General features: G+C 35.2%; 13 protein-coding genes. 10 read left to right on the forward strand and 3 right to left on the reverse strand.

Annotation, left to right across the window (positions count from 1 at the left end):
• The first annotated feature begins 41 nt into the window (after positions 1–41).
• From GQN54_RS08915 to GQN54_RS08925, 3 genes are all read left to right on the forward strand, one after another.
• Entirely contained in the window at positions 42–1,310 is a 1,269-nt protein-coding gene (locus GQN54_RS08915) for a lipopolysaccharide biosynthesis protein (protein ID WP_160633196.1), read from the forward strand.
• 201 nt (positions 1,311–1,511) lie between these two features.
• Complete coding sequence (locus tag GQN54_RS15590) at positions 1,512–2,636, forward strand: glycosyltransferase (RefSeq protein WP_160633197.1); 1,125 nt, start codon at positions 1,512–1,514, stop codon at positions 2,634–2,636.
• A gap of 87 nt (positions 2,637–2,723) precedes the next feature.
• Entirely contained in the window at positions 2,724–3,533 is an 810-nt protein-coding gene (locus GQN54_RS08925; protein WP_160633198.1) for a class I SAM-dependent methyltransferase, read from the forward strand.
• Here the strand turns inward: GQN54_RS08925 and GQN54_RS08930 are convergent.
• On the reverse strand, positions 3,517–4,746 hold the full coding sequence (locus GQN54_RS08930) for a BaiN/RdsA family NAD(P)/FAD-dependent oxidoreductase (protein WP_160633199.1): 1,230 nt from the start codon (positions 4,744–4,746) through the stop codon (positions 3,517–3,519). The genes GQN54_RS08925 and GQN54_RS08930 overlap by 17 nt on opposite strands.
• Positions 4,747–4,837: 91 nt before the next feature.
• Here GQN54_RS08930 and GQN54_RS08935 point away from each other — a divergent pair, with 91 nt between their 5' ends.
• The 3 genes from GQN54_RS08935 (at position 4,838) to GQN54_RS08945 (ending at position 9,423) form a co-directional block, all read left to right on the forward strand.
• Positions 4,838–6,775 carry a Na+/H+ antiporter NhaC family protein gene (locus GQN54_RS08935; protein WP_160633200.1) on the forward strand — a complete coding sequence of 646 codons (1,938 nt, stop codon included), beginning with the start codon at positions 4,838–4,840 and terminating at the stop codon, positions 6,773–6,775.
• Between the two features lie 48 nt (positions 6,776–6,823).
• Positions 6,824–7,267: a hypothetical protein gene (locus GQN54_RS08940; RefSeq protein WP_160633201.1), complete on the forward strand. Its 444-nt coding sequence runs from the start codon at positions 6,824–6,826 to the stop codon at positions 7,265–7,267.
• 185 nt (positions 7,268–7,452) lie between these two features.
• Complete coding sequence (locus GQN54_RS08945; RefSeq protein WP_160633202.1) at positions 7,453–9,423, forward strand: T9SS type A sorting domain-containing protein; 1,971 nt, start codon at positions 7,453–7,455, stop codon at positions 9,421–9,423.
• 41 nt (positions 9,424–9,464) lie between these two features.
• On the opposite strand, the gene GQN54_RS08950 is transcribed toward GQN54_RS08945, so the two are convergent.
• Positions 9,465–11,735, reverse strand: coding sequence for an efflux RND transporter permease subunit (locus tag GQN54_RS08950; RefSeq protein WP_160633203.1), 2,271 nt, complete (start codon positions 11,733–11,735; stop codon positions 9,465–9,467).
• Positions 11,736–11,909: 174 nt separating this feature from the next.
• Here GQN54_RS08950 and GQN54_RS08955 point away from each other — a divergent pair, with 174 nt between their 5' ends.
• The 3 genes from GQN54_RS08955 to GQN54_RS08965 are packed head-to-tail and all read left to right on the forward strand — an operon-like array spanning position 11,910 to position 19,090.
• Positions 11,910–15,902 (forward strand): DUF7948 domain-containing protein, encoded by a 3,993-nt coding sequence (locus tag GQN54_RS08955; protein WP_160633204.1) that lies wholly within the window; start codon positions 11,910–11,912, stop codon positions 15,900–15,902.
• On the forward strand, positions 15,899–16,915 hold the full coding sequence (locus GQN54_RS08960; protein WP_160633205.1) for a PorP/SprF family type IX secretion system membrane protein: 1,017 nt from the start codon (positions 15,899–15,901) through the stop codon (positions 16,913–16,915). Before GQN54_RS08955 ends, GQN54_RS08960 begins: the two co-directional genes overlap by 4 nt.
• Positions 16,916–16,918: 3 nt before the next feature.
• Positions 16,919–19,090 carry an Ig-like domain-containing protein gene (locus GQN54_RS08965; RefSeq protein WP_160633206.1) on the forward strand — a complete coding sequence of 724 codons (2,172 nt, stop codon included), beginning with the start codon at positions 16,919–16,921 and terminating at the stop codon, positions 19,088–19,090.
• 2 nt (positions 19,091–19,092) lie between these two features.
• Here GQN54_RS08965 and GQN54_RS08970 read toward each other — a convergent pair whose 3' ends face one another.
• Positions 19,093–19,599, reverse strand: a complete 507-nt coding sequence (locus GQN54_RS08970; RefSeq protein ID WP_160633207.1) for a transthyretin-like family protein — start codon at positions 19,597–19,599, stop codon at positions 19,093–19,095.
• A gap of 267 nt (positions 19,600–19,866) precedes the next feature.
• On the opposite strand from GQN54_RS08970, the gene GQN54_RS08975 reads away from it, so the two are divergent.
• Positions 19,867–25,518, forward strand: coding sequence for a fibronectin type III domain-containing protein (locus GQN54_RS08975; RefSeq protein WP_160633208.1), 5,652 nt, complete (start codon positions 19,867–19,869; stop codon positions 25,516–25,518).
• Positions 25,519–25,675: the final 157 nt, after the last annotated feature.

Raw genomic sequence — 25,675 nt, forward strand, 5'->3', positions numbered from 1 at the left:
TTATACGGACTTTAAGCGGATAAGAACCTGAATATAGCAAAATGCTAAAAAAAACTCTTGGAACTTTCGGAGCAAAATTAATTGGAGCTATACTCAACTTCTTTATAATTATACTTTTGTCTCAATTTCTAGGCCCAGAAGGCAAAGGTGAAGCTAGCCTTATTCTTACCTCAATTGCCATGGTCTTAATAGTTGGGAATTTGGTTGGTGGTGCCCCTTTAGTATACCTTACCCCAAGAAAATCAATATTCCAGCTAATTCAAATAGCATACTCCTGGATTGTTATCATTGCTATACTTTGCTACTTTTTAGTATTCAATTTTAATTTAGGAATTGAACCATCATGGGCCAAGCACATTGCATTACTATCTCTTATTGAAGGGTTAACGGCTGTCAATTTAGCAATACTAATCGGTAAAGAAAAAATAAGCTGGAATAATTTCACTAGTATTCTTAAATCTCTTTTCTTATTCGGGTTTCTAATTTATGGTTTCTGGATTGCCCAAATCAACGATCTTTCTACCTATTTAAATGGACTATATGTTTCATTCAGTTTCGGCCTGCTATTAAGTAGTTATTTTGCTTTCCAATTTATAGAATTTAAAACTCCTGATAAATTGGGTGAACTGTTTAAGACTCTTTTCAAAAATGGTTTGCTAAACCAAACCTCCTATATTCTTCAATTTTTGAGCTTTAGAATTAGTTACTATATAATTAGCACCAAACTTGGTGATTCAGAACTTGGCATCTACTCGAATGCCATATCTATTGCAGAATCGATTTGGTTAATCAGCAGAAGCATCGCCTTGGTTCAGTTTTCAAGAATAGTCAACTCAGACAACCTTGAAAGTAACCAAAAGTTAACTATACAATTATTTAAATTCACTTTTATTCTTACTTTATTCGCGCTTATCCCACTTAATTTATTGCCAGCTTCATTCTATGCACTTTTATTTGGTGAAGAATTCTCTTCTATAAAACCGATTATACTTTTTGTTTCTCCAGGTATCTTGGCTTTTAATTTGTTTCTAATTTTCGGTCACTACTTCTCTGGAATCGAAAAATTTAAGGCGCTAACTTTTGTTTCACTAATTGGTTTCATTATTACTTTACTCACAACATTGTATTTAGTAGAATTAAGTGGAACCAAAGGAGTGGCATTAGCGACTTCCATTTCACTTATTGCTACCACTATTATCATAGGCTATAAATTCAAAGTATCCACCCATACACCATGGCGTAATTTTTTAATTGATCAAAAAGATTTTAAATCTATTAAATTAATGATCAAACAATTGACCATTAAGTAATACTATTTATAATCCACATTGGTTTAGCTCTAACCTTTCAAACAATGAAAAAATAATGTGCTGTTCAATTCTGTGATAACAACTCATAAACTAGTTTTACCGAATAAAACCAACTATTTTTGGCATTTGACTAAATTTGTAAGTGATGATTATTTATAAATTCTTCAATTGTCTATTTGGCATCATTTAAAACGCAAGTATTTGAGAGTTTTATTTATTTCATCTTGGTATCCCAACAAAACTGAACCTACAAATGGAAACTTTGTAGAACAGCACGCCATTTCTATTCAACCATACTGTGATCTTACAATTCTTCACGTAAGAGCAGCTGAAGTTTCCAAAGTAGAAATAGAGCCTATTTCAAATCACGGATTGAAAGGTTTTATCATATACTTCCCCCAAAAAAAGCTCAATTTTTTCTCCTATCTAAAGTATTATCGAAGGGGATTCAAACTCATAGAAGAATCAGTTGGTAACATTGATTTAATTCATCTCAATGTTATACTCCCTGTGGGTATAATCGCCTATTTAGCAAAGGTTTTTAAGGACATTCCCTACCTTATAACGGAGCATGCCACTATCTATAAAAAAGAAAGAAGAAATGAATTAAGCGCTCTCCGAAAGGTGGCTAGTCAAATAATCGCTAGAAAAGCAGCCTATATCTGTCCAGTCTCTCACAATTTGGCTGCAGAAATGCAGTCACTTGGTATTAAAGGAAATTATAAAGTAATCCCCAATGCAGTAAACACTTCGCTTTTCAAGGCCGTTGAAAAAAACAACTCTAAATTTAATCTCTTACACATTAGCACACTGGTGGAAGAACATAAAAATGGGAAAGGAATAATAAGGACGATAAAGAAATTAAGTCAAAAACGAAACGACTTTAAATTTAAAGTAATTAGCGATTTAAATATCAATCAGTTTGAAAAGAATGCCATTAATCTAGGTGTTAATATGAATCTTTTTGAATTAGAAGGCGCTAAAAATGCCTTTGAGATTTCGGAAGCCTTCAATACTGCAGATGTTTTTATTTTATTTAGCAATTACGAAAATTTACCCTGTGTTATCATAGAAGCGCATGCATCGGGAGTACCTGTAATTTCAACAGATGTAGGTGGAATCAATGAAATGATCACAACAGACAATGGGATTCTTATTCCTCCAAAAGATGAAGATGCTTTGCTTACAGCAATTGAAGCAGTAATGGATAAAAAAATTACCTTTGACCATAAAGCAATCGAAAGAAAAGCAAAAGCAATATATAGTTATCAATCAGTTGGTCAGCAATACTTTGAACTCTATCAACAAATACTTGGATTAAAATGATTTCTAAAGTCTGTAACAATTACCGTTTAAAAGTGATTCACTAATAATGACCCTGCTAAAATTGAGCAACTTTCCTAAATTGTAATGATGAATAAAATCTCGAAACTATTTAAAGCACTATCCCTTCTTTTATCTAATCCCTCGCTTCTTAACGAGGTTTTAGACTCTCCTTTGAATAGAAAAAAGGAGTTTTTGAAACAATACGCATTAAGCTGTGGGCTTGATTATGTTCATTTGACAGATTTAATTAACGAAAACTCTTTACACCTGAACAACTATTCCTACCAAGGGGGAAATAGTTTCCCTACAGATTTAATATTATTAAAGAAATTGTGTGAACAAAAAAGCGATTGTAATTACTTTGAAATTGGAACATGGAGAGGAGAAAGTGCGATTGCTGTTGCTGATAGCTGTAGACATTGCTATACGCTTAACTTGTCCAACCAGGAAATGGAAGCTATTGGTTTAGAAAAAGACTATATCAATCAACATGAGATTTTTTCAAGAAGCAACCCAAAAATCACCCATCTGAAAGGAGATTCTACAAAGTTTGACTTCTCTCCGTATTACGGAAAAATGGATGTAGTTTTTGTAGATGGTAACCATCATTATGATTTTGTGCTAAACGACACAAAGGCTGCTTTCAAACTTTTGAAAGATGAAAATTCTGTTATTGTATGGCACGATTACACGAAGAATGGAGAGGATATTCGATGGGACATTCTAAAAGCGATTTTAGATGGAAGTGATGAAAGAAACAGGAAATATATTTATCAAGTCAAGGACACAATGAGCGCAATTTACACCAAAAAAAACATCCCTACACATCCCAATTCATTTTGGAAGGCCCCAAAATACTCCTTTGATATTCAACTAAATATTAGACCTCTGCAATAGCCTTAGCGGCAATATATGCTGTTGTCCACGCAGCCTGAAAGTTAAACCCGCCAGTCACCGCATCAATATTCAAGACTTCTCCAGCAAAATATAAGTTCGGATATTTTCTACACTCCATTCGTTTGAAGTTTATCTCCTTATTGTCCACCCCTCCACAACTTACAAATTCTTCTTTAAAGGTTGTTTTTCCATTCGCTATAAAAGATTGTTCAGTCAAGTTAGTAGCTAATTGTTCTAAATCTTTTTTACTGCAGTCTCCCCAATTGCAATCAGGATTACTAATAGAAACTTTCACTAAATACTCCCACAATCTACTAGGAATATTTATCGTTTTATGCTTCATTATACTTCGCTTAGGATAATCATTTTTATATTGATTTAAAATAATTTCCATAGAGTCATGATCTTCTACCCCACTCCAATTCACTTGATAGGAAAACTGATAATTCCGTTTATTTAATTCAATAGCAGCATAAGAGGACAACTTTAGGACAGCAGGACCACTCATTCCCCAGTGGGTGATTAATAAAGGACCTTCACTTTCATAATTGGAATGACTTAATGAAACTACTGCATGGTCTACAGATAGTCCCATCAATTGAGTAATGGGATGTTTTGGTAAATTAAATGTAAATAGAGAAGGACGAGGGGTTATAATTTGTAAATCCATTTCATTGATCCAATGATAAGCGCTTAACTTGGCATTTCCCCCCGATGCAATTAGAACCACATCAAAAAATAATTCTTGTCCATTGGTAAAGCTCAATCGATATCCCTTTTCTTGAGGCATGATTTGGTTCAACTCCGATTTCAATTTAATAGCAATATTGTTTTCCTCACAGGATTTCAAAAAGCAATCAATAATATCTCGAGATTGGTTATTGACAGGAAACATACGGCCATCCTCTTCTGTCTTTAATTCTACCCCTCTTTTACCAAACCATTCAATGGTATCATAGGTCATAAATTGATGAAAAGGTCCTCTAAGCTCTTTCTCTCCTCTAGGATAATACTGTGTAAGCTCCTGTGGATCAAAGCAAGCGTGCGTCACATTGCACCTTCCCCCTCCACTCACTTTAACTTTGGTCAACACTTGATTGGTTTTTTCAAAAATAGTCACCTCTGAATCAGGCATCAATTCTTTAGTATTTATTGCTCCAAAAAAGCCTGAAGCTCCACCACCAATTACAGCAATTCTCTTTCCTTTTTTCACATTACAAAACTAGGAGATTTTATCTCTAAATGAATTTGGTTTTTAGATGTGTCAATGCTTTTTATATATTTACGTTTCATTCTACGTTTTTATGAAATATACTTTCTCACACTTTTTATTATTCATTTTCCTAACCATACTCTCCTTTAATACCTCTGCCAAGACTGAATTAACTCCTGAGGTCATTTTTCCTCATTATACGGTTAAAGGCGTGGAGAGTAAAGTGGAAATCAATTTAAATATAGATAGTAGTGGAGTCTATCACCTCTTTTTTAATGGTTCTCCCTACGATTTAACAATCGAAGAAGGTGTGGGGAACATCCCATTAAATCTAAAGAAATCAACCATATTAACCGTAGAAATCAATAACCTAATATTTGAAAAAAACTTAAACCCTATACCACTTTGGTGGTCCATATTCCCTCCTTTAATGGCTATCTTAATTGCGCTAATTTTCAAAGAAGTTATTAGTGCATTGGTATTAGGAATTCTATTTGGTGCAGTGATTTTAAATGTATACAGTGACGGGTTGTGGGGAATACTTTTTGGGTTTATGCGCACTATCGACACTTATTTATTAGGAGCAATCAATGATAGCGGTCATGTTTCTATAATTCTGTTTTCAATGATTATTGGCGCCATTGTAGCAATTATCTCTAAAAATGGAGGAATGCAAGGTGTAGTAGATAAGATATCTCCTTTTGCCAAGTCATCTCGTACAGCACAATTAAGCACTTGGGTACTAGGTGTAGCTATCTTTTTTGACGATTATGCCAATACACTGGTGGTTGGAAATACGATGCGCCCGGTTACTGATAGAATGCGAGTTTCCAGAGAAAAATTAGCTTACATTGTTGATTCTACTGCAGCACCAATTGCTGCGATTGCATTTGTCACAACTTGGATAGGTGCAGAATTAAGTTATATCGAAAGTGGAATTGCCAAAATACAAGGTTTGGATGAGGGAGTTTATGCTACATTTATCAGCTCTTTACAATATTCGTTCTATCCTATTTTGACCCTTATATTCATTTTCATGCTCATTTTAATGAACAAAGATTTTGGACCGATGCTCAAGGCTGAAAATCGTGCGAGAGCAACAGGAGACGTTTCATCTGTTTCTACACAACAAAAAAATATGGGCTCAGAAGACACCGAAGAGTTTTCAATGGCTAAAAATGCCAAAAGCAGATGGTACAATGCTGCAATACCAATCTTTATTATTATTGTTGGCACAATAGCGGGATTGTTGTATACCGGATGGGACTCTTCCATTTGGCATGATGGCAGCATTTCTTTAAGCCGAAAATTATCCACTATTATAGGCAACGCAGATTCCTATAAAGCCCTTCTTTGGTCATCATTACTATCATTAGTTGTTTCGATAATTATGACAGTTTCTCAACGATTAATGGATTTAGAAGAAACCATGCAAGCGACCTTAAATGGTTTTAAAACAATGCTTTCTGCTATTGTTATACTCGTTTTAGCGTGGGGTTTAGCAGAAATTACAGATGATATGCACACAGCTGATTTTTTAACCCAATTGTTATCCAATAACGTCGCTCCATGGATTTTACCTGCAATTACATTTATTGTAGCTGCTTTAGTTGCTTTCTCTACTGGCTCTTCATGGGGTACAATGGCTATCCTTTATCCATTGATGATGCCAGCAGCTTGGAGTATCTGTCAAGAAGCAGGATTGGATTATGAATCATCATTAAATATTTTTCATAATGTAGTTGCAAGTGTTTTAGCAGGTTCGGTACTTGGTGACCACTGCTCTCCTATTTCAGACACTACTATACTGAGCTCACTGGCAAGTTCTTGCCATCATATAGATCATGTTAAAACACAAATGCCCTATGCTTTAACCGTGGGAGGTGTCGCTATATTTATTGGAATAATTCCATCTGCTTTGGGCGTCTCTTCTTGGATTTGTCTACCCTTTGCTATCATGGCTTTATGGCTCATTCTCAAATTATTTGGAAAAGATGTAAAAAATTTAACTGTAGAGGATAAATTTTAATTTTTGTATCTCTTTTACTATTACTTTTGCGCAAAATTTAAATTAAAAATGAGAAAAATTTTAACACTAGTAGCAATTCTTGCAGTTGCTTTTCAATTTGTAGCATGTAACAATGTTGCTGAAGAACAAAACAAAGAAATCGAAGCGATTAAAGCAGAAGTGATGAAAGTTCATGACGATGCAATGGCATTGATGGGAGATTTAGGTTCTGAAGAAGTACGTATTTCAGAGAAAGTAACAGCTTTAAAAGCTGATACAACTCTTGCTTCAGACTCATTAACCGCAGTTTCTATTGCTTCTTATGAAGTGGCAATCGCAAACATTGGTTCTGCTAAAGCTGAAATGATGAATTGGATGAACAATTATGCTGAGCCAGCAGAAGATGCAACATTCGAAGAGAAAAAAGCTTTTTATTTAGCGGAGCAAGAAAAAGTGAATGCAGTAATGAATGACATTAATGCAACTATTGCTGCTTCTAAAGAAGTAAAATAGTTTTAAAACACACTAAGTAAGCCGTTGTGATTCTCACAACGGCTTTTTTTGTGCTTGTTTTTACCGAAAATTGATTACAAATAAGCAGATACTTAATCATTTGAGAATCAACCATTAAAAACCAATTTTCTACTTATTCATCAATCTAAAAATATTCCTATTTTAGTATTCTTAAAACCACTACAATGAAAAAACAGCTACATACTCTTTTAACCCTACTCTCTTTAATGACCAACTCCCTCTTTGCACAAACCCAAATTGGGTTGGATCTCAAAGGAGATGGCAATTACGATAAATTTGGTTATTCGGTTAACATGCCTGACCCATACACATTAGCAGCAGGGTCTCACCATAACGGTAAAGGATATGTCAAAGTATACCGTTGGAGTGGGAATAGCTGGGCTCAAAAAGGGAATGATGTTATTCGCACATTATCAACAGACAAAACAGGCTATTCAATAAGTATGCCTGATTCTAATACAATAGCAGTAGGATCTCCTGAGAAAGATGGTATTAGCCAAAATTCTGGACTTGTGCGTATCTTCAGGTGGAATGGAACTGCCTGGGTTCAAAAAGGATTAGGGATTGACGGGGAATACACCAATAACTATTCAGGGCGCTCAATTAGTATGCCTGATTCCAATACTGTAGCGATTGGTGCCAGTCGAAATTCACCCGACCCTACAACCCTTTTAACAGCAGGACATGTACGGATCTATAAATGGAATGGAACAGCATGGATTCAAAAAGGGTTAGACATTGATGGAAAAAGACGACAAGATTATTCAGGATCTTCTGTTAGTATGCCTGATTCCAATACTGTGGCAATTGGTGCCCCGAGAGGTGGGATAAGTAACGACAGTGCAGGCACTACAAGTATATATCGATGGGATGGTGCAGCATGGATACAAAAAGGAATAGATATTAAGGGTGAAAACTTAGCAGACCAATCAGGCACATCGGTAAGCATGCCTGACTCCAATACAGTGGCTATTGGTGCTCCTCAAAACAATGGAAATGGGAATAGAGCTGGAAATGCTCGGATCTACACTTGGAATGGATCAGCTTGGATTCAAAAAGGTGCAGATATCGATGGAGAAGCTGCTGGAGACCGATCGGGAACTTCTGTGTCTATGCCTGACTCCAATACTATAGCTATTGGTGCATATGGCAATGATGGCACTGCTACAAATGCCGGTCATGTAAGGGTCTATAGATGGAATGGGACTACTTGGGCTCAAGATGGAGTTGATATTGATGGTGGTGCTGCCGATGATTGGTTTGGTTATGCCGTGAGTATGGGAGGTGCAAATACTTTAGCCGTTGGATCGCATCTTTATAGTGCTCAAGACTCTGGAAAAGTTCAGGTGTATCAATTTTGTAATTTCATTCCTGATACGCTTTCTCCTATAGTTTGCGATACTTTTATTTCTCCAAGTGGAAAATACATTTGGAGAACTAGTGGTAAATTCAGAGATACCATCTACAACCCTATTGGTTGCAACACATACTATTTGGTTGATTTGAGAGTGAACAGAAATTCAAAAGTTCTTGTATCAACGGTTTGTGATAGTTTACTTTCTCCGAGTGGGAAATACATTTGGAGAACTTCGGGAACTTATAATGATACCATCCAAAACTCTTTGGGCTGTGACAGTGCGATTACTTTTATCTTGACTGTAAACGCTGTTGATGCTAGTGTTTCTAACTTTACGACTTCCATTGCTTCTAATGCATTTAATGCCACCCACCAATGGGTTTATTGTGATAGCAACTATGCATTTGTTCCTGGAGCTACTAACCAAATATTTACGCCAACCACCAATGGAAACTATGCCGTAATCGTTACTGAAAATGGTTGTACAGATACTTCTGCCTGTGAAACCGTATTGCCTGTGGGAATATCAGAAAATGTATTAGGCAATTTGGTATTCTTTCCCAACCCAACAAATGGAATTACTACCATTAGCTTTGGAAATACCTCATTAAATACAACGATAAGAATTAACAGCCTAGATGGTAGATTGATTCATGAACAGCAGAACATTAATTCCAACCAAGTACAAGTGGATTTAACTAATCAACTTCAAGGAATTTACTTTGTTACCATTCAGCATAATGATGCTGTTCGGGTGATTAAGTTGGTGAGAAATTAAGGTTTCTATAAATGTATATATGAATGCTATTTAAAGATTAACTACTTCATTTTATCTTTGTTCCAATACATCAAGACCAAAGGCAAAAGCATCATATCGGTAACTACTGCAAACAGCAAGGTTAAACTAACAAATACACCGATATAGAAAGTACTCATAAAGTTAGAAAAGATAAGGCTACTAAATCCACCCAGAAGAATTATCGAAGTAATTACGATTGCCTTCCCAGTAGATAGGTATGTTCGTTTTATGGCATAAAGGTTACTTTTCCCTTTTTTGATTTCTTGTGCATACCGACTTAAAAAATGGATGGTATCATCCACCGCTATACCAAATGCGACAGTAAATACAATGGAGGTAGTAATATTTAGATCTATTCCAAAATAACCAATAATTCCGGCTACTAGTAATATAGGATATAAATTAGGAATCAATGAAATAAGCCCCATTTTTATAGATTTGAATAGAATGGACATAATTACAGCTATGATTACAAATGCGATGCCTAAACCAGATAAAACATTCAAAGCCAAATAGCGGCTACTCTTATCAATGATTACTGGTGTACCTGTTAGTTTATAATCAATTAAAGTAGTATCTATTTGAGATTGATAAAACTGCTGCAAGGTATCATTCCTAAATAACACTTCTCTACTCCCCGGGTCAACCATTCGTCCACTTAAACGAGCCATCTTTCCATCTTCTGAAATAATTTCCGTCAGCTGCTTTTGCATCCCAAGATCTTGAAGTTGATCTGCAATATAGTCGTAACGCTTCTCTTTATCTGGAAAAATATAAAATTCAGGCTTCCCACTTCGCATTGCCCGATTGATGTATTTAAAAGGAGTAGTTGGACTAATCATTTGGCCAACTTGATAACGATCGGTCAAATAGTTTTCCATTTTATTGATTTCATGCATCACTTCGAAATCATAAATACTACTGCTCTTTTTCTTTACCACAATTGCCATTTCAAAAGGCCGTATTCCATGAAAGTTATCCTCGAAAAATCTCATTTCTTCAGCCATAGGGTCATTCTCACCCAATTCTTGCATCAAAAAATAGTCAAACTTTATCATCGTCATTCCGACAATTGCAACAACTCCAACAGAGATATAAGTTATTAGAACCGGCTTTCGATATTGGATAAGCAACAAAAAAAGTTTTCTAAGCAGTTGATCCCAATCCGAATTAGATTTTCTAGAATCACCCATTTTAGGAATCTTCACCAAATAGAAAATAGCGGGAATAAAAACAATGGCAATCATAAAGGCGCACATCACCCCAACTGCTGTAAAAACTCCGAAGTCCTGAACGGGTTCCATATTGACAAATATGAGCGTTACAAAACCCAATGCTGTTGTAATAGAAGTCAGCAATGTTGCAAGTCCAACATTCTTTAGCATGTTTTTTATGGCTTCAACCTTAGATCTTCCCAATCTAATCTCCTCGAGATATTTAGCTACCAAATGTACCACATCACTCATTCCCACAACTAACATAATTACAGGTAATAAAGTAGTCATCATGTTTAACGGTCGACCAAAGAGCTGCATCACACCCAAGCTTAAAACTACTGATAGCAAAACAGTTGTCATTGGAATTAAAATCCCCCAAAAGGACCGATAGGCAAGAATTAAAAAGATGATTAAAATAAAAATTGATATCCCCATGAAGGTAGCAAACTCCACTTTCATTATGTCGATGTAAAGCTGTTGGCCCAATATTTTACCAATTACATAAATTTGCTTAAAATCAGTTTGCTCCACTAAATTGTTTATGGCTGTTCCTAATTCATCAGAATCTGCCTTGTTAATGAGTTCCTTGTTTTTTAATACAATTACAATAACACCTTTATTCAATTCAACAACGTTGGCAATTGGATCGTTAGATATAGCAATAAATAAAGAATCTGATTCATATTTCTCTGGCTGATCAACGTGAAAATAGGGTTCCTGAAATTCGCCTATTGAAGAAAAGTCTAATCGAGGATATTTGGCCTCAATCGGAGAAATTACCTCACGAGTATGGGGGAGCTTTTTCAAAGAATCGGTGAATGCTTCTACCTTCTTCAAAAAATCTTGATTGAAAATTCCGTTATCACTTTTCAATGCAAAAAGTACAAAATCGTTATCATTTTCAAAGGTCGATCGATACTCCTTGAAGAAATCTAAATCATCATCTTCTTGAGGAAAGAATTTTTCGAAATCATAATCAAATCGAAGCTTAATAGCTTGATTAGCACTAAAAATAGTAATCAATAGCACAAACGTTAAGGCGATTATGCTATACTTTTTGTATTTATCGCTCATTCTGAAAATTAGATGGTCACAAAGTTAGTTGTTATTAACTACTCAATCTAATAATTGTTCACGCAACTAAACGAATTTCTATTCGTCTCAAAATACAGTATTCATCATCAATTATCCTTAAATTTACGGATAGACTTTACCTTTATTTTGAATAGAATAACTTTACATATTTGTTTGTTTATATTACTGGCACTATCCAGCATTATTGGAAGAACGCAAGGAACTCCCTTTATCGAAAATAAAGGACAATGGCCTAAACAGGTCTATTTCAAAGCAAATATCTCCTCAGGTGGACTTTTTCTAGAGAAGACTGGATTTACTTATTATTTCTATTCAAACGGAGAACACGAACACGGAAGCATTGAAGAAGACCACAATCATCTTCACGAATTCAAAGAATCAGTTATTAAAACTACTTTTCTGAATATTAACCCATGTCCTAAAATTATCAAATCAGGAGAACAATCTACTTTATATAATTATTTCCTAGGCAATGATCCTAAAAAGTGGGGCGCTGGTGCAAAAGCTTTTGAAACCGTAATTTACAAGAATATATATGAAGGTATAGATTTAAAAATATACCAATCTCAAGAAAATGGATATAAATATGATTATATCCTTGCACCTTATGCTCATCCTAAGGCAATTCAAACAAAATATTCAGGCTATAATCGGTTGGAAATACTTAATGGCGATTTAATTATTTCTCACGAGGTTGGGCAATTAATTGAGGTAAAGCCCTATGCTTATCAGTTCATCAATGGACAAAAAATAGAGGTACCATGTCAGTTTCAAGTAAACGATAGTATCGTTTCTTTTCGATTCCCAAATGGGTATGATAATAGTCAAGAATTAATTGTTGACCCTGATTTGATTTTCTCTACTTTTTCTGGTTCTACCTCTGACAATTTTGGAATGACTGCAACATACGACAGTCAGGGCAATGGTTATACAGGAGGAGTTGTTTTTGGGAATGGTTACCCAACTACTCCGAATATGGCACAAGATACTTTTGGCAAAGGGATGGTAGATGTAGCCATATCAAAGTTTTCTAGTGATGGAAGTCAACTCTTATACACCACTTATTTTGGTGGTTCTGGAACTGAAATGATACACAGCATGGTAGTCAATTCAGCCGATGAATTATTGTTTTATGGTACAACCAGCTCTAGAAATTTACCAACAACTCCATTGTCTTTATTCGATACTTTGAAAGGAGGAACCACGGTAGCGGCTCTTCAATATTTTTCTGGAGGTTCTGATATCTTCTTAGCTAAAATATCTGCAAATGGAGACCAGTTTTTATCTAGTACCTATTTGGGAGGGTCTGAGAATGATGGATTAAACCTATTGAACAATACAAATGGAGGTGATTATTCCAATAGATTACTTTATGGATATGGAGATCAAGCCAGAGGAGAAATAAACATTGATCAATTTGACAATGTATACTTAATGAGTTCCACCTATTCAACTGACTTTCCTGTAACCTCCGGAAGTTATTCCACTACATTGAATGGAAAGCAAGACGCTATAATTGCAAAATTTTCACCTGATCTCAATAATTTGCTTTGGTGTACCTATTTGGGGGGAAGTGAAAATGAAGTAGGATACGCCGTTAGAATAAATAATAGCGGAGATGTATATGTTGCAGGAGGAACGATTAGCACAGACTTCCCAACTTCAATCAACAGTTACAATCCTACTTATAATGGTGGAGTTACAGATGGATTCGTAAGTCGGTTATCCCAAGATGGCACTACTTTAAAAAGTTCTACTTTTTTAGGAACAAACAACTATGACCAAACCCACTTCTTAGACATTGATAAATATGGTGAAATATACGCTTTTGGACACAGTTATGGAGGTAATTTTCCTGTTAATAATGTGAATTATGTCGATTCAGGAGCAGGTCAATATGTCATCAAATTAGACTCTAATCTTTCTACCAATATTTTCTCAACTACAGTAGGTAGTCGTTCTGGAACAGGTAAAATTGACTTCTCTCCTACTGCCTTTTTAGTGGATAGATGTCAGAATATTTATATTAGTGGATGGGGAGCTCGTAACTCCACCTTCCCCGGGCTTTCATTATCACAGGCACTCAATTCTTCCATGCCAATTACTCCTGATGCATTTAAACCTACAACCCATGGCGGAAATTTCTATTTTATGGTATTGAGGAAAGATGCCGACAGTTTAGTTTTTGGTTCTTTCTTCGGTGGAACATCTCCCTCAAGAGAGCATGTAGACGGAGGTACGAGTAGATTTGACCAAGACGGAGTAATTTACCAATCCGTTTGTGCAGGATGCGGAGGTAATAGTAACTTTCCCGTTAAAAATGCCTATTTCCCGACTAATGGATCTTCGAATTGCAACAATGCCCTGTTTAAAGTGTCGTTAACTGTAAATCCAGAGGCTAAACTTTATGTGGAAAAGGATAGTGTTTGCGCTCCTGCGAATATTGAATTCAAAAATACAAGTACCAATAGTAATTATTTCTATTGGCATCTTGGAAATGGAGAAATAGACTCCACCAACAAAGTTATTAGTAGAACTTTTTCCCAACCAGGAGTGTATTCTATCAAGCTTGTAGTTGGCGATTCTATTTGTGGGACTTCTGATACCTTAGTTAAAGAGGTTAAAGTGTTTAGTAACGATTTGAATATGGTGAAATTGAAAGACACCATATTGTGCTCAAGTGATAGCATTCTGCTTTACCCGAACTTTAATGGAACTGTACTTGATATCATTTGGAGTGATACTAGGGATTTTAAGGATAGATTAAATCCAATAGGAGACTATTTTATTAATGTTTGGACACCCTTCCAGAAAAAATACTATTTAGAATTAAGAGGTCCGGGATGCAGTATTTTTGACTCTATCACTGTTACAAACAATGTACTAGACAACAACTTTATCCTAAGTGATACCGCAGGTTGCAGTCCACTTAAAGTAGACTTAACCAACCTAAGTACCAATTTTGATTCGCTTGTATGGAGTTTCGATGGGCAAGTTGTTTATAATTTAAATTCCATTACTCATGCCTTCAACACCCCGGGCTCCTATTCCATTGAACTAAAAACCATAAGTCAGGTTTGTAATAAAGAATTAACCCAGACTAAAAACATTAACGTTTTCCAATCGATTCAAATAAAATCATTGAATGATACTTCAGTCTGTGAAGGAGAAAACCTCACAATTAATTTAAATGACTTTAATACAGCGAATCATTTTATCTGGTCATCTGATTCTAAATTCACTGATACTTTATCTACTACCAAACAATTAGTTTTAAACAATGTAACTATTCCACAACAAATTTATTTACACCTTTCCAATGACCATTGCGATACAATCGTTTCATTTTCAATTGCCGTTCCGATTGTGAATATATCCCTGCTAGATTCCATCAACAAATGTAAAAATGATACCATTGAAATTAAATCTAATACTGGTAATAGTTCCTCGAATTTAACTTACAAATGGACTCCTATGCAAAACATCATAAATGGAGCCAATACACCTCAAATTATAACTAATACGAACAACAACACCACCTATTACTTAGATGTCTCCAATAAATTAGGATGTCATTATAAAGATTCTGTATTTGTAAAAGTTACTACTCCTATAACCAATCAATTACTCCCCTTTAGTCTTAGCGATAGTGTTCCTATCGGTAAAACCATCGTTTTAGAATCAGATATTATAAAAGACAGTTTTATCTACCAATGGCAACCTGAACAACTAGTTGAATCTCCTCATTTACCTTTAACTAAAGCTGTCGCAAAAACAGATACCATTTATCGACTTTATATATTTGATCCTTCTTCAGGTTGCTCCTATCAAGGAAAGCTAAGAATTAGGGTTTATGACGATGAATGTAATTCTCCTCACATATTTGTACCCTCAGCATTTACGCCAAATAATGATCTTAATAATGATGTGCTTCAAGTTAGAGGAGACCTAATAGAAACTTTCACCTTTCAAATTTTTAACAGATGGGGAGAATTAATTTTTGAATCTAATGATCTAACCATCGGCTGGGATGGCACCTATAAAGGAGAAGAAGCTGCCGAAGGAGTTTATGTTTTTCAGCTTAAAGCTAAGTGCTACAGCGGCCAAGAATATTTCTTAAAAGGGGACGTAACGTTAATAAGATGATAAGGTGTTCTAAACATATCTTATTACTTCTAATAGCGTTTCATTCTCTACTATCAAACGGACAAGATTTGCACTTCTCACAATTTAATCAATCTCCATTGAACCTCAACCCATCTCTCACAGGAAACTTTAGCTCGTCCTACCGATTAATAGCAAATTATCGAAATCAATGGAGCAATGTTGGTGAACCTTATAAAACCTTCTCATTCTCTGCAGAGGCTCGTGGACTATTTGGTATTAAAAAGTTAAGCTATGGAGCTTTATTTTACAATGATAAAGCAGGAGCAGGAGAGCTCGCGAAATCAAATTATGGGATGAGTGTCAATTACAGTCAAAATTTGAATTATGACTCTAGTTTATCTATAAGCATTGGTGCGCTATTAGCATTCCAACAATATAAAATAGATTTCAACCAACTTTCTTTTGATCAGCAATATGATGGTTACTCATTCAATTCAAATTTGGGAAATGGTGAAAATTTCGAACAAAATAGTTTTGCTCAATTCAATCCCTCATTTGGTGTCCATTTGAATTATGTAATCAATTCTCGAAATGCAATAAAAATAGGTTATTCAATTCATAACCTGTTGACTCCTAGAAATTCCTTTTTTGATGAAGAGAGTGTAATTTTGCAACAAAGGAATACCATTCACTTTTCCTCTAATTTTGGAGTCAACCAATTGTTAGACATTCAACCATCACTATTGTATATGACACAAGGGAAGTATAGAGAATTCGTAATTGGGACTAACTTTCGGTATTACTTAGAGCGCACAAAATACTCCAAGAAAGCGCTAACTGCAGGAATATATTACCGAAATCAAGATGCGGCTTTTGCTTCGATTGGAATGGAAGTAGCAAGAACATCACTCGGACTGAGCTACGACTTTAATATTTCTGAATTAAATACCGCAACTAATAAAAATGGAGGCTTCGAAATTTCAATTGTTCATTTAATCTCCAATTATAAACCTTCTTACAAAAGAGGAACCAAGTGTCCTAATTTTATGTAATCCATGAGAGTATTTCTTTTTGCTTTTTTAATTGCTCTGCAACTTTCGGTCTATTCTCAAACTAAAAAACAGCTACTTCAAATAGCGAATAAGGCATACCTTCTACAAGATTACTACTCCGCCATAAACCTCTATCAAAATTATTTAGAAGCATACCCTTCCGAGATAGAAGTAAAATACAAATTATCAAAATCATATATTGAACTGAATGATTTTGATAAAGCGATTCCTCACCTATTGGATATCTATAAAACAGACAGAGATAAAAAGTTTCAAGAGACGAGTTTCTTATTGGCAAATGCTTATAAACAAACTGCAAATTATAGGTATGCTAAAAGATATTTTCGAAGAGCATTAATCCAACATAGAAGACATAAAGAGAGTTATGAATATAAAAAAATCAATCAAGAAATAAAGTCTTGCGATTTTGCCCAAACCAATTATAAACCTATTAAAACAAAAGAGTTGACCAATCTTGGAAGTTCAATCAACTCTACTAATGCTGACTTTGCATTTACACTTATCGATAACAATACCGCTATATTTGCTTCAACGGATACTTTTGGTACTGCTAATGGGACAATAGCTTATTCTAAACTATTTTGGGCCAATAAAATAAATGAGCAATGGAGCCGTGGTGGATTAGTCCAACTGCCAAAAAGTTATGCTGATCACAATGTCGTTAATCCATTTTATGATGATGAAAATCGACAATTATACTTTAGTGATTGTGACACCATGTTGAGATGCATGATCAAAAAAGGAGATATCGTAGGACAAAGTTTAACCAATATCATCACTTTAAATAATAAGATTAACCTTCCGTTTACAAATAATACTCAACCAACTATAGCAATTACTGACTCAGCAAAATACTTGATATTTAGTTCTGATAGAACAGGTGGTTTTGGAGGGATGGACATTTGGTACTCTAAAATATCAGAAAGCGGCTATGAGGAACCTATTAATATAGGTGAAAACATTAATTCTCCCGATCATGAAATATCTCCTTTTTATAAAAACAATACGCTCTATTTTTCAAGCAATTGGCATCTTGGTTTTGGAGGATTCGATATCTTTAAAAGTGAAGGAAATATAACCTCCCATAAAAAACCCGAAAACCTATTAAGTCCCATTAATTCGATTTCAAATGATTTATATTTCCAAGAATTTGAAGAGCATTTCTACCTAACTACCAATCGAACTGGTTCATTGACCTTTAAAAATGATAATTGCTGCAACGACATCTATTATTCTCCCATTGTTGCAGACACAAATAATACTATTGTAGAAAACACCTATCAAAGTATCAACAACTTACTCCCATTAGCTTTGTACTTTGATAATGATTCACCTAAAAAAAATAAAACTGACACTACTACCAATGCAATCTACACAGATCTGCTAAATGAATACATGAATAGAAAAGCAACCTATATTTCACAAAACCTAAAGGGCCTAAATAAAAACGAAGCGATGGATAAAGAGGATGACCTAATCGACTTCTTTGAATTTCAATTAATAAATGGGTCAAATCAATTAGACGAAATCACCAAATTTGTAGAAAAACAAATATCAAATAATGAACAAGTAAAACTAATTGTTAGAGGATATTCTAGTTCTCTTTCGAATTCGGACTATAACTTTAAACTAAGTCAAAGAAGAATAAATAGCTTACAAAATTATTTCAATAAAGTTATCGAGAAAACAAATGCGTTGGAAATATTAGCCCTACCAATGGGTGATTTGATTTCTACAGAAAAGAGTCAAGACAATAAGCGAGATCAAATTTATGGATTAGATGCTGTTTACCAGAGGAAGATAGAGATCGTTGGACTTGTAGGAAGAAGCATTTTTACTGAAAATCAATCAATCAGTCCGAAATTAGTTTTACCAAACCCAATAATTAACTTAGGTAAAATAAAGTCTAATGTGGTGAAATATAGCTTGACTATAAAAAATACGGGTAATACGGACCTACAATTAATTAAAATTGTAGGCTCCCATTTAAGTAATGCTATATTCCCTCAACTCATAATCCCCAATGAGTCGACCACAATAGAACTTCAATTTAATTTTGATAGCGAATTAGAAACGAGTAAATCTTCTGTTTACTTCATTTCCAATGAAACTGATAAGGTAAAAAGTATTGAATTTAGGTATCAATTTGAGTAACCTTAAAACTCAAATTTTAATGACAATTGCTCAATAACCTTATCTTGTTCTTTAGCCATAGATTTGGTGTAAGAAGAAACATATTCAAATTGGCCCTTTCTTTCGTTCAACTGAATAATTGTAATTGGAAAATCCAATTGAGAAGCGTCAATTCCATCTTTAAATGGAATAAGTTCACAAAAAAAGTCGAAATTCTCAACCCTTTCTTTAATCACTTTTTTTGAAGTTGCATTTACCGCTAATCTTTTCGTAATGTAACCTTCTTTTTCTACTTCAAAAGTATAACTATTCCCCAGTTCTATCTTTACTTCGAAATTCCCAGAAGCATTAGTAACAATTGTATTAACTAATTCGTTTCTTTTATACAATTTGATTGTCACGTCAGCCAGGCTGTTATCTTCGATAATAACTTTCCCTTTAAATTTTACTTCCCCTTGGTTAGACCCATAAGAAGATTGAACAAATAAGATTAAAGAAAGAATAACAAAAGTTTTAAATATATTTTTCATATCCGGATTGTTTTAGGTTTCGATTCAAAAGTAGCCTAGTCCATTTCCTAAAATTTCATGATTTATCCTAAATTATTAAAATAGGCAAAATACCTAAAGCGAAAGACTCACTTATTAACTCATTAAATCTCAATAATATTCCAAAAAATAACTCTGTTAAAAAATGTAAAACAATTAAATAATTCATTAGCTTTACGCTTGCCTATAAAAATTCCCGTTTTTATAGTCTTAGATAAGTAAACTATTATTCATTATAACCTCGTAATTATGAGAAGAAAAATTATCTCAGGATTGCTAATGGGCCTAGCTTTCTTTGGTCTCAGGCAATCATTAAGTGCGCAATGCACACAGGTCTCTCCATATTTGGAGACCTTTGCGTCCTACACTCCTAGTTGTTGGACAGAAGCACAAGGTCGACTTGGTTCATCAACCTCACTAACAGGCACTTCATCAGCATGGACCAGTGATGGTTTCTTAAACGCAGGAACTTCAGGTTCAGCTCGTATAAATATTTTTGGAACTTCTGCCGATGAGTGGGTAGTATCACCCATCATTGATCTAGGTAGTGGTGCCTCATCTTATCAATTGGAATTTGATGCCGGACTAACTGATTACTCAGGATCAGGAACTGATTTAATGGGAGTAGACGACTCATTAGCTGTAGTAATATCATTAGATAGCGGAGATACATGGTCCAATGCTAATATTTTAAAACTATACACCTCAGGAAATCAACCATCAAATAATGGAGAGTCAGTTGTCATTGATTTAACTGGCTATACTGGAAAAGTTAAAATTGGTTTTTATGCCGCATCTTCGATTAGTAATACAGATTATAATGTATACATCGATAACTTTGCTATTAACCCTTTAGCCACCTGTCCAAAACCAAATGCCTTCATTGCATCTGCAATTACTAGTAATAGTACTAGCTTAAATTGGAATGAAAATGGTTCGGCTACTTCTTGGCAAATTCAATACGGTGTAACTGGTTTCACATTGGGAACTGGCACACTAAATGTTGTTACATCTGACAGTGTAAACATATCAGGTTTAACATCAAACACAATGTACCAAGCATATGTTAGAGCTATTTGTAGTTCTTCGGATTCTAGCGTTTGGGTAGGGCCAATTTCCTTCACCACTTTATGTACTCCATTCACAGCTCCATATTTCGATGATTTTGAGTCAGCAGCAACAAGTTCAACTCCTGATTGTTGGACTGAATACAAAACGTATTCTTCCAGTTATGCTGAAGTAAGAGCAAGTAGCCCATTTTCAGGATCAAATGCTATAAACATGTATAGCAGTGGAGCTTCCACTACAGGAAATGACAGTTTAATTTTGGCTACTCCTCAATTTTCTGATTTAGTACTAGGCGACAAACAAATTTCATTTCAGGTGAGTTCTTCTAGTACTCAGAATGCCTTAATAATTGGTACGGTCGCTGCAACAGATCCGTCATCAATTTTCAACCCTATTGATACTATTACTTTTAGTTCAACAAATAGTTATTCAGAAGTTATCATTCCATTCACAACAGCAAATGGATATAATGGTACTGATCAATTTATTGTTTTCGCTAGCAATTTGGGTTCTACTTATACCTACATTAGAATTGATAATTTTAACTATACAATCATTCCTTCATGTCCTAAACCAAATGGATTAATGACATCAGCTGTCACTAATAGTAGCGTTAGCTTCAATTGGACAGAAAGGGGTTCTGCTACTTCTTGGCAAATTCAATATGATACTGTAAACTTTCCTATTGGAACAGGTACCAAAAGTGTTGTGGCTTCTGATAGTGTAAACGTTACTGGATTGATCGCTCAAACAGACTATGATGTTTATGTAAGAGCTATATGCGGTTCATCAGATACTAGTGTTTGGTTGGGACCAATATCTTTCACTACTTTATGTAACGCAGTTAGTACTTTCCCTTTCTTTGAAGATTTTGAATCAACAAATACGGCCTCTCTTCCTAACTGTTGGTCAAGTCAAGTAATCAGTTCAACTCAAGATTGGGCAGTAAGATCTGGAAGCACAGGAGATATTTCAGGGCCCTATGCTGGTACTAAATTCATGGAAAAAAATTATTCTAGTTCTGAATCAATTCTATTTTCTCCAGCATTAGATTTAAGTGCTATAGGTTCAGCAAGCAGACTTAATGTTTGGTTACATAGACATGCATCTGCACATGCAAATGATGAATATATCATTCTCATTAATAATGCTAAGACTTTAGTTGGTGCAGACACATTGTTACGTTTATATTCTAAAACAACTATTGCTCCTACTGAGCCTTCTACAGGCTGGTATAACTATAATATTTCTATTCCTGTTTCATATAGTAATAGCGCAGGCGCATATATCATGTTCCTTGGTAAAACATCAGCGGGCTTTTCATCCTATGATTTAGGTATCGACGACTATACCATTGAGGCTCTACCTGCTTGCGTTGCTCCAAGTGCTTTAACAACAGCTAATTTAACTCAGACATCAATTGATCTTTCATGGACTGAAAACAATTCGGCAACTGAGTGGGAAATTAGTTATGACATAACAGGATTTACAGCAGGACAAGGAATACAAAGTATCGTAACCAATAATCCTACTTCTATAAGTAGCTTATCTCCAAATACTACTTATGACTATTATGTAAGATCTATATGTTCTCCTGGAGATACAAGTGCATGGTCTACGAAAGGATCTTTCTATACTGGCTATTGTACGGTTTCTACTACTTATTCGGGTGATTACATTTCGTCTTTAACGAGTAATGGAGGAAACACTAACGTATCTTATACTGCAAGCTCTAATCCTGCAGGATCATACTCAGATGAAACGGCGCAAACACTTACTAGCTATGCTACTGGTACATTTGATATAACTACAACTTATGTAGGTGGTGCAAATGGAGTTAAAGTATGGGTTGATTGGAATAACGATCTAGTATTAGATGATGCTACTGAATTGGTTGGTGCGCAAGCTTCAAGTGCTGCCTCCAAAACTATAATAGGCTCAGTACCAGCTTCCGCAAATGTAGGAAACTATAGAATGAGAGTGAGAGCTCAGTACGGATCATCAGCCAATCCACCTCCATGCGGTAATGTTAGTTATGGTACTACCTTAGACTTCACACTTACCTTAGTTACACCACCTTCGTGCTTATCTGTTTCTAATTTTTCTAGTGCTGAAATCACTTCTAGCTCTACAGATTTATTCTGGATAGAAAATAACAGTGCAACTTCTTGGCAATTAGAGTATGATATTGCAGGATATACTCAAGGTTCAGGAATAAAAAGTGTAGTAATGTCTGATAGTATTACTTTAGGTAGCTTACTCTCAAATACTTCTTATGACGCATATGTTAGGTCAATTTGTAGTTCTTCTGATACCAGTTCATGGGTTGGTCCGATTACATTTACTACCTTATGTGCTCCATTTAGCGCTCCTTTTGTTGAGGACTTCTCAACTTTTGTGCCTTCTTGTTGGTTCGAGGCTGCTGACGGAACACCAAACTCGGGAGTAACCAACCTTAACTCTGGCGACTGGAGATCAACAAATTACCTAAACACAACAGGTATAGGAAAAGGTGCTGCCTTAAATCTATATTCTAATGTAGACAAGGAATGGATAATCTCTCCAGTACTTGACCTATCCGTGGGTGCACCTTTAGAATTGGTTATTGGTGCAGGAGTAACAGACTTTGTGAGCTCATCTCCAGCTACTATGGGGTCTGATGATGAAGTTTTAGTGCTTATCTCTGAAGATAACATGACAACATGGGATACCTTATACACCTGGAACTTAGCTAATCAGCCTACCAACACAGGTTCTGATTACAGAATCAGTTTATCAGGTTATAGTGCAAGCAATAGTATTGTTGCTATATGGGCTACAGATGGTTCTGTAGATGATCTAGAAGATTACGATTTCCATATTGGACGATTTGAATTAAGAACTGTACCATCTTGCTTAGAACCAACATCTTTAGCTACTGCAAATGCTACAGGCTCTACTGTTGATTTGTCATGGATAGAAAATAATTCTGCTACAGAGTGGCAAATTACTTATGACACAGTAAACTTTAGTCCATCAACAGGTAATAAAATAGTCGTTACATCTAACCCATATACCTTAACAGGTTTAAGTAATGGTACTAATTTAGAATGGTATGTTAGAAGTATTTGTGCAGTTGGAGATACAAGTACTTGGTCGAATGTATCTAGTTTAGCTACTATTTGCCCATCACCATCAACTGCAGCTGTACTGCCTTTTGTTGAAGATTGGGAGAATTATTCTGGCACTAATAAGGACTCTAGTATTGTACACTGCGACGCATCCTATAAATGGTACTTTAATACCAGCGATCCTAATGGTAGGGTTCGCTATGGTGCAGACTCTGAAACAGGTTCTACAGCCCCAGGTGCAGTTACTTTAGATAGAGATCCTTCTGGTTCTGTAGTAATTAATCACCTTGATCTTACTCTTAACCTAAGTAATTACACCACGGATAATATTCAGATGTTTTTTGACTACAAAGAACACGGGGAAGAAAATCATCCAAACGATAGTGTATGGATAAGAGGTAGTGATGCTGACACGTGGATTGGTGTTTATGATTTGTTTGCCAATAAATCAACAACCTTCAAAACAGTTGGCCCTATAAATATTGACAGTATCTTAGCGTCTAAAGGTCAAACTGTTTCGGCTACATTCCAAGTTAGATTTGGACAAGAAGATGATTATCCTGTTAGTTCAGATGGATTTACTTTTGATGATATCATCGTAGAGTTAGCTCCAACTCCACCTCTACCTTATTACCCAATTGGAACCATCAATACAGAAGATGTGACAACTGGTGTTGCTGACTCTTTAGGAGTTTTCTGTTGGACATCAGGAACCGTTGCAGGTATCGATTTAGATGGTAATGCTGGACTTTCTTTCACTATTATTGACCAGTCAGGTACTAATCCTGAAGGAATCAATATCTACAACTTTGCAGACGTTAGCAACTATGTGGTTAACGAAGGTGACTCCATTATGATTAGAGGAGAAGTTCAACAATTTAACGGGTTGACGGAATTATTCCCTGACTCTATTGCAATTATTAAAACTGGTGCTTCTTTACCCAATGCTGTTTTGGTAACTACTCTAGACGAATCTACAGAGTCTGCTCTAATTCGTATCGAAGACCTTACTGTTACCGCTGTTCCTACCGGAACTTCTATTAACATTAGTTTAACTGATGGTACGAACAACTTCATAATGAGAGTAGATGCAGATACCGATGTTTTGGATAGCTTAACATTCGTAGTGGGTGATAAACTTTGCTCTGTAAATGGTATTGGTGGGCAGTTTGATAGCTCTAACCCCTATTTAGATGGTTATCAAATCTTCCCTATGAGTTATGCAGATGTAGTTTTTGCTCCTACTGTTGATTTGGGTCCTGATACTATCGTTTGTGATACTAACAACTTTATGTTAGACGCAGGCAATTTCGCTTCTTATGTTTGGAGTACAGGTGCATTGACTAGAACCATCACTCCTACTACTGCCAACTCTGTTTACAGTGTTATAGTAACGGATGCCAATGGTTGTGCTGGGACAGACACTGTTAATGTAACTGTATCTGTATGTGTTGGAATTAATGAGAATAAGCAAAACAATGCTTCTATCAAGTTCTACCCCAATCCAAACAATGGTCAGTTTAAATTGCAAATTGACAATGTGAATGCGCCTAGTTCTAAACTTGAAGTAATGAACATCAAAGGGCAAATAGTTTATAATGAAAACCTAATTATTAATGGTTCTATCAGTAAAGACATCAACATCAATGTTGAAAAAGGTGTTTACTTCGTAAGATTGATTAATAAAAATGGGGTGAAAGTTGAAAAATTAATCATTGAATAATGCATTAATCTATTTCGACCAACCATAGATTAAGCCTGTTTCGTTTCGACGAAACAGGCTTTTTTTGTGACCAAAGTATCTTTTAAGACTCTTTTATTTAAAAAAGTTATTAACAAATAACTGTCATTAATTTTGAAAATCATTTTAAATACAATAG

This window comes from Acidiluteibacter ferrifornacis, from assembly GCF_009909615.1.
GTDB classification, from domain to species: domain Bacteria; phylum Bacteroidota; class Bacteroidia; order Flavobacteriales_E; family Vicingaceae; genus Acidiluteibacter; species Acidiluteibacter ferrifornacis.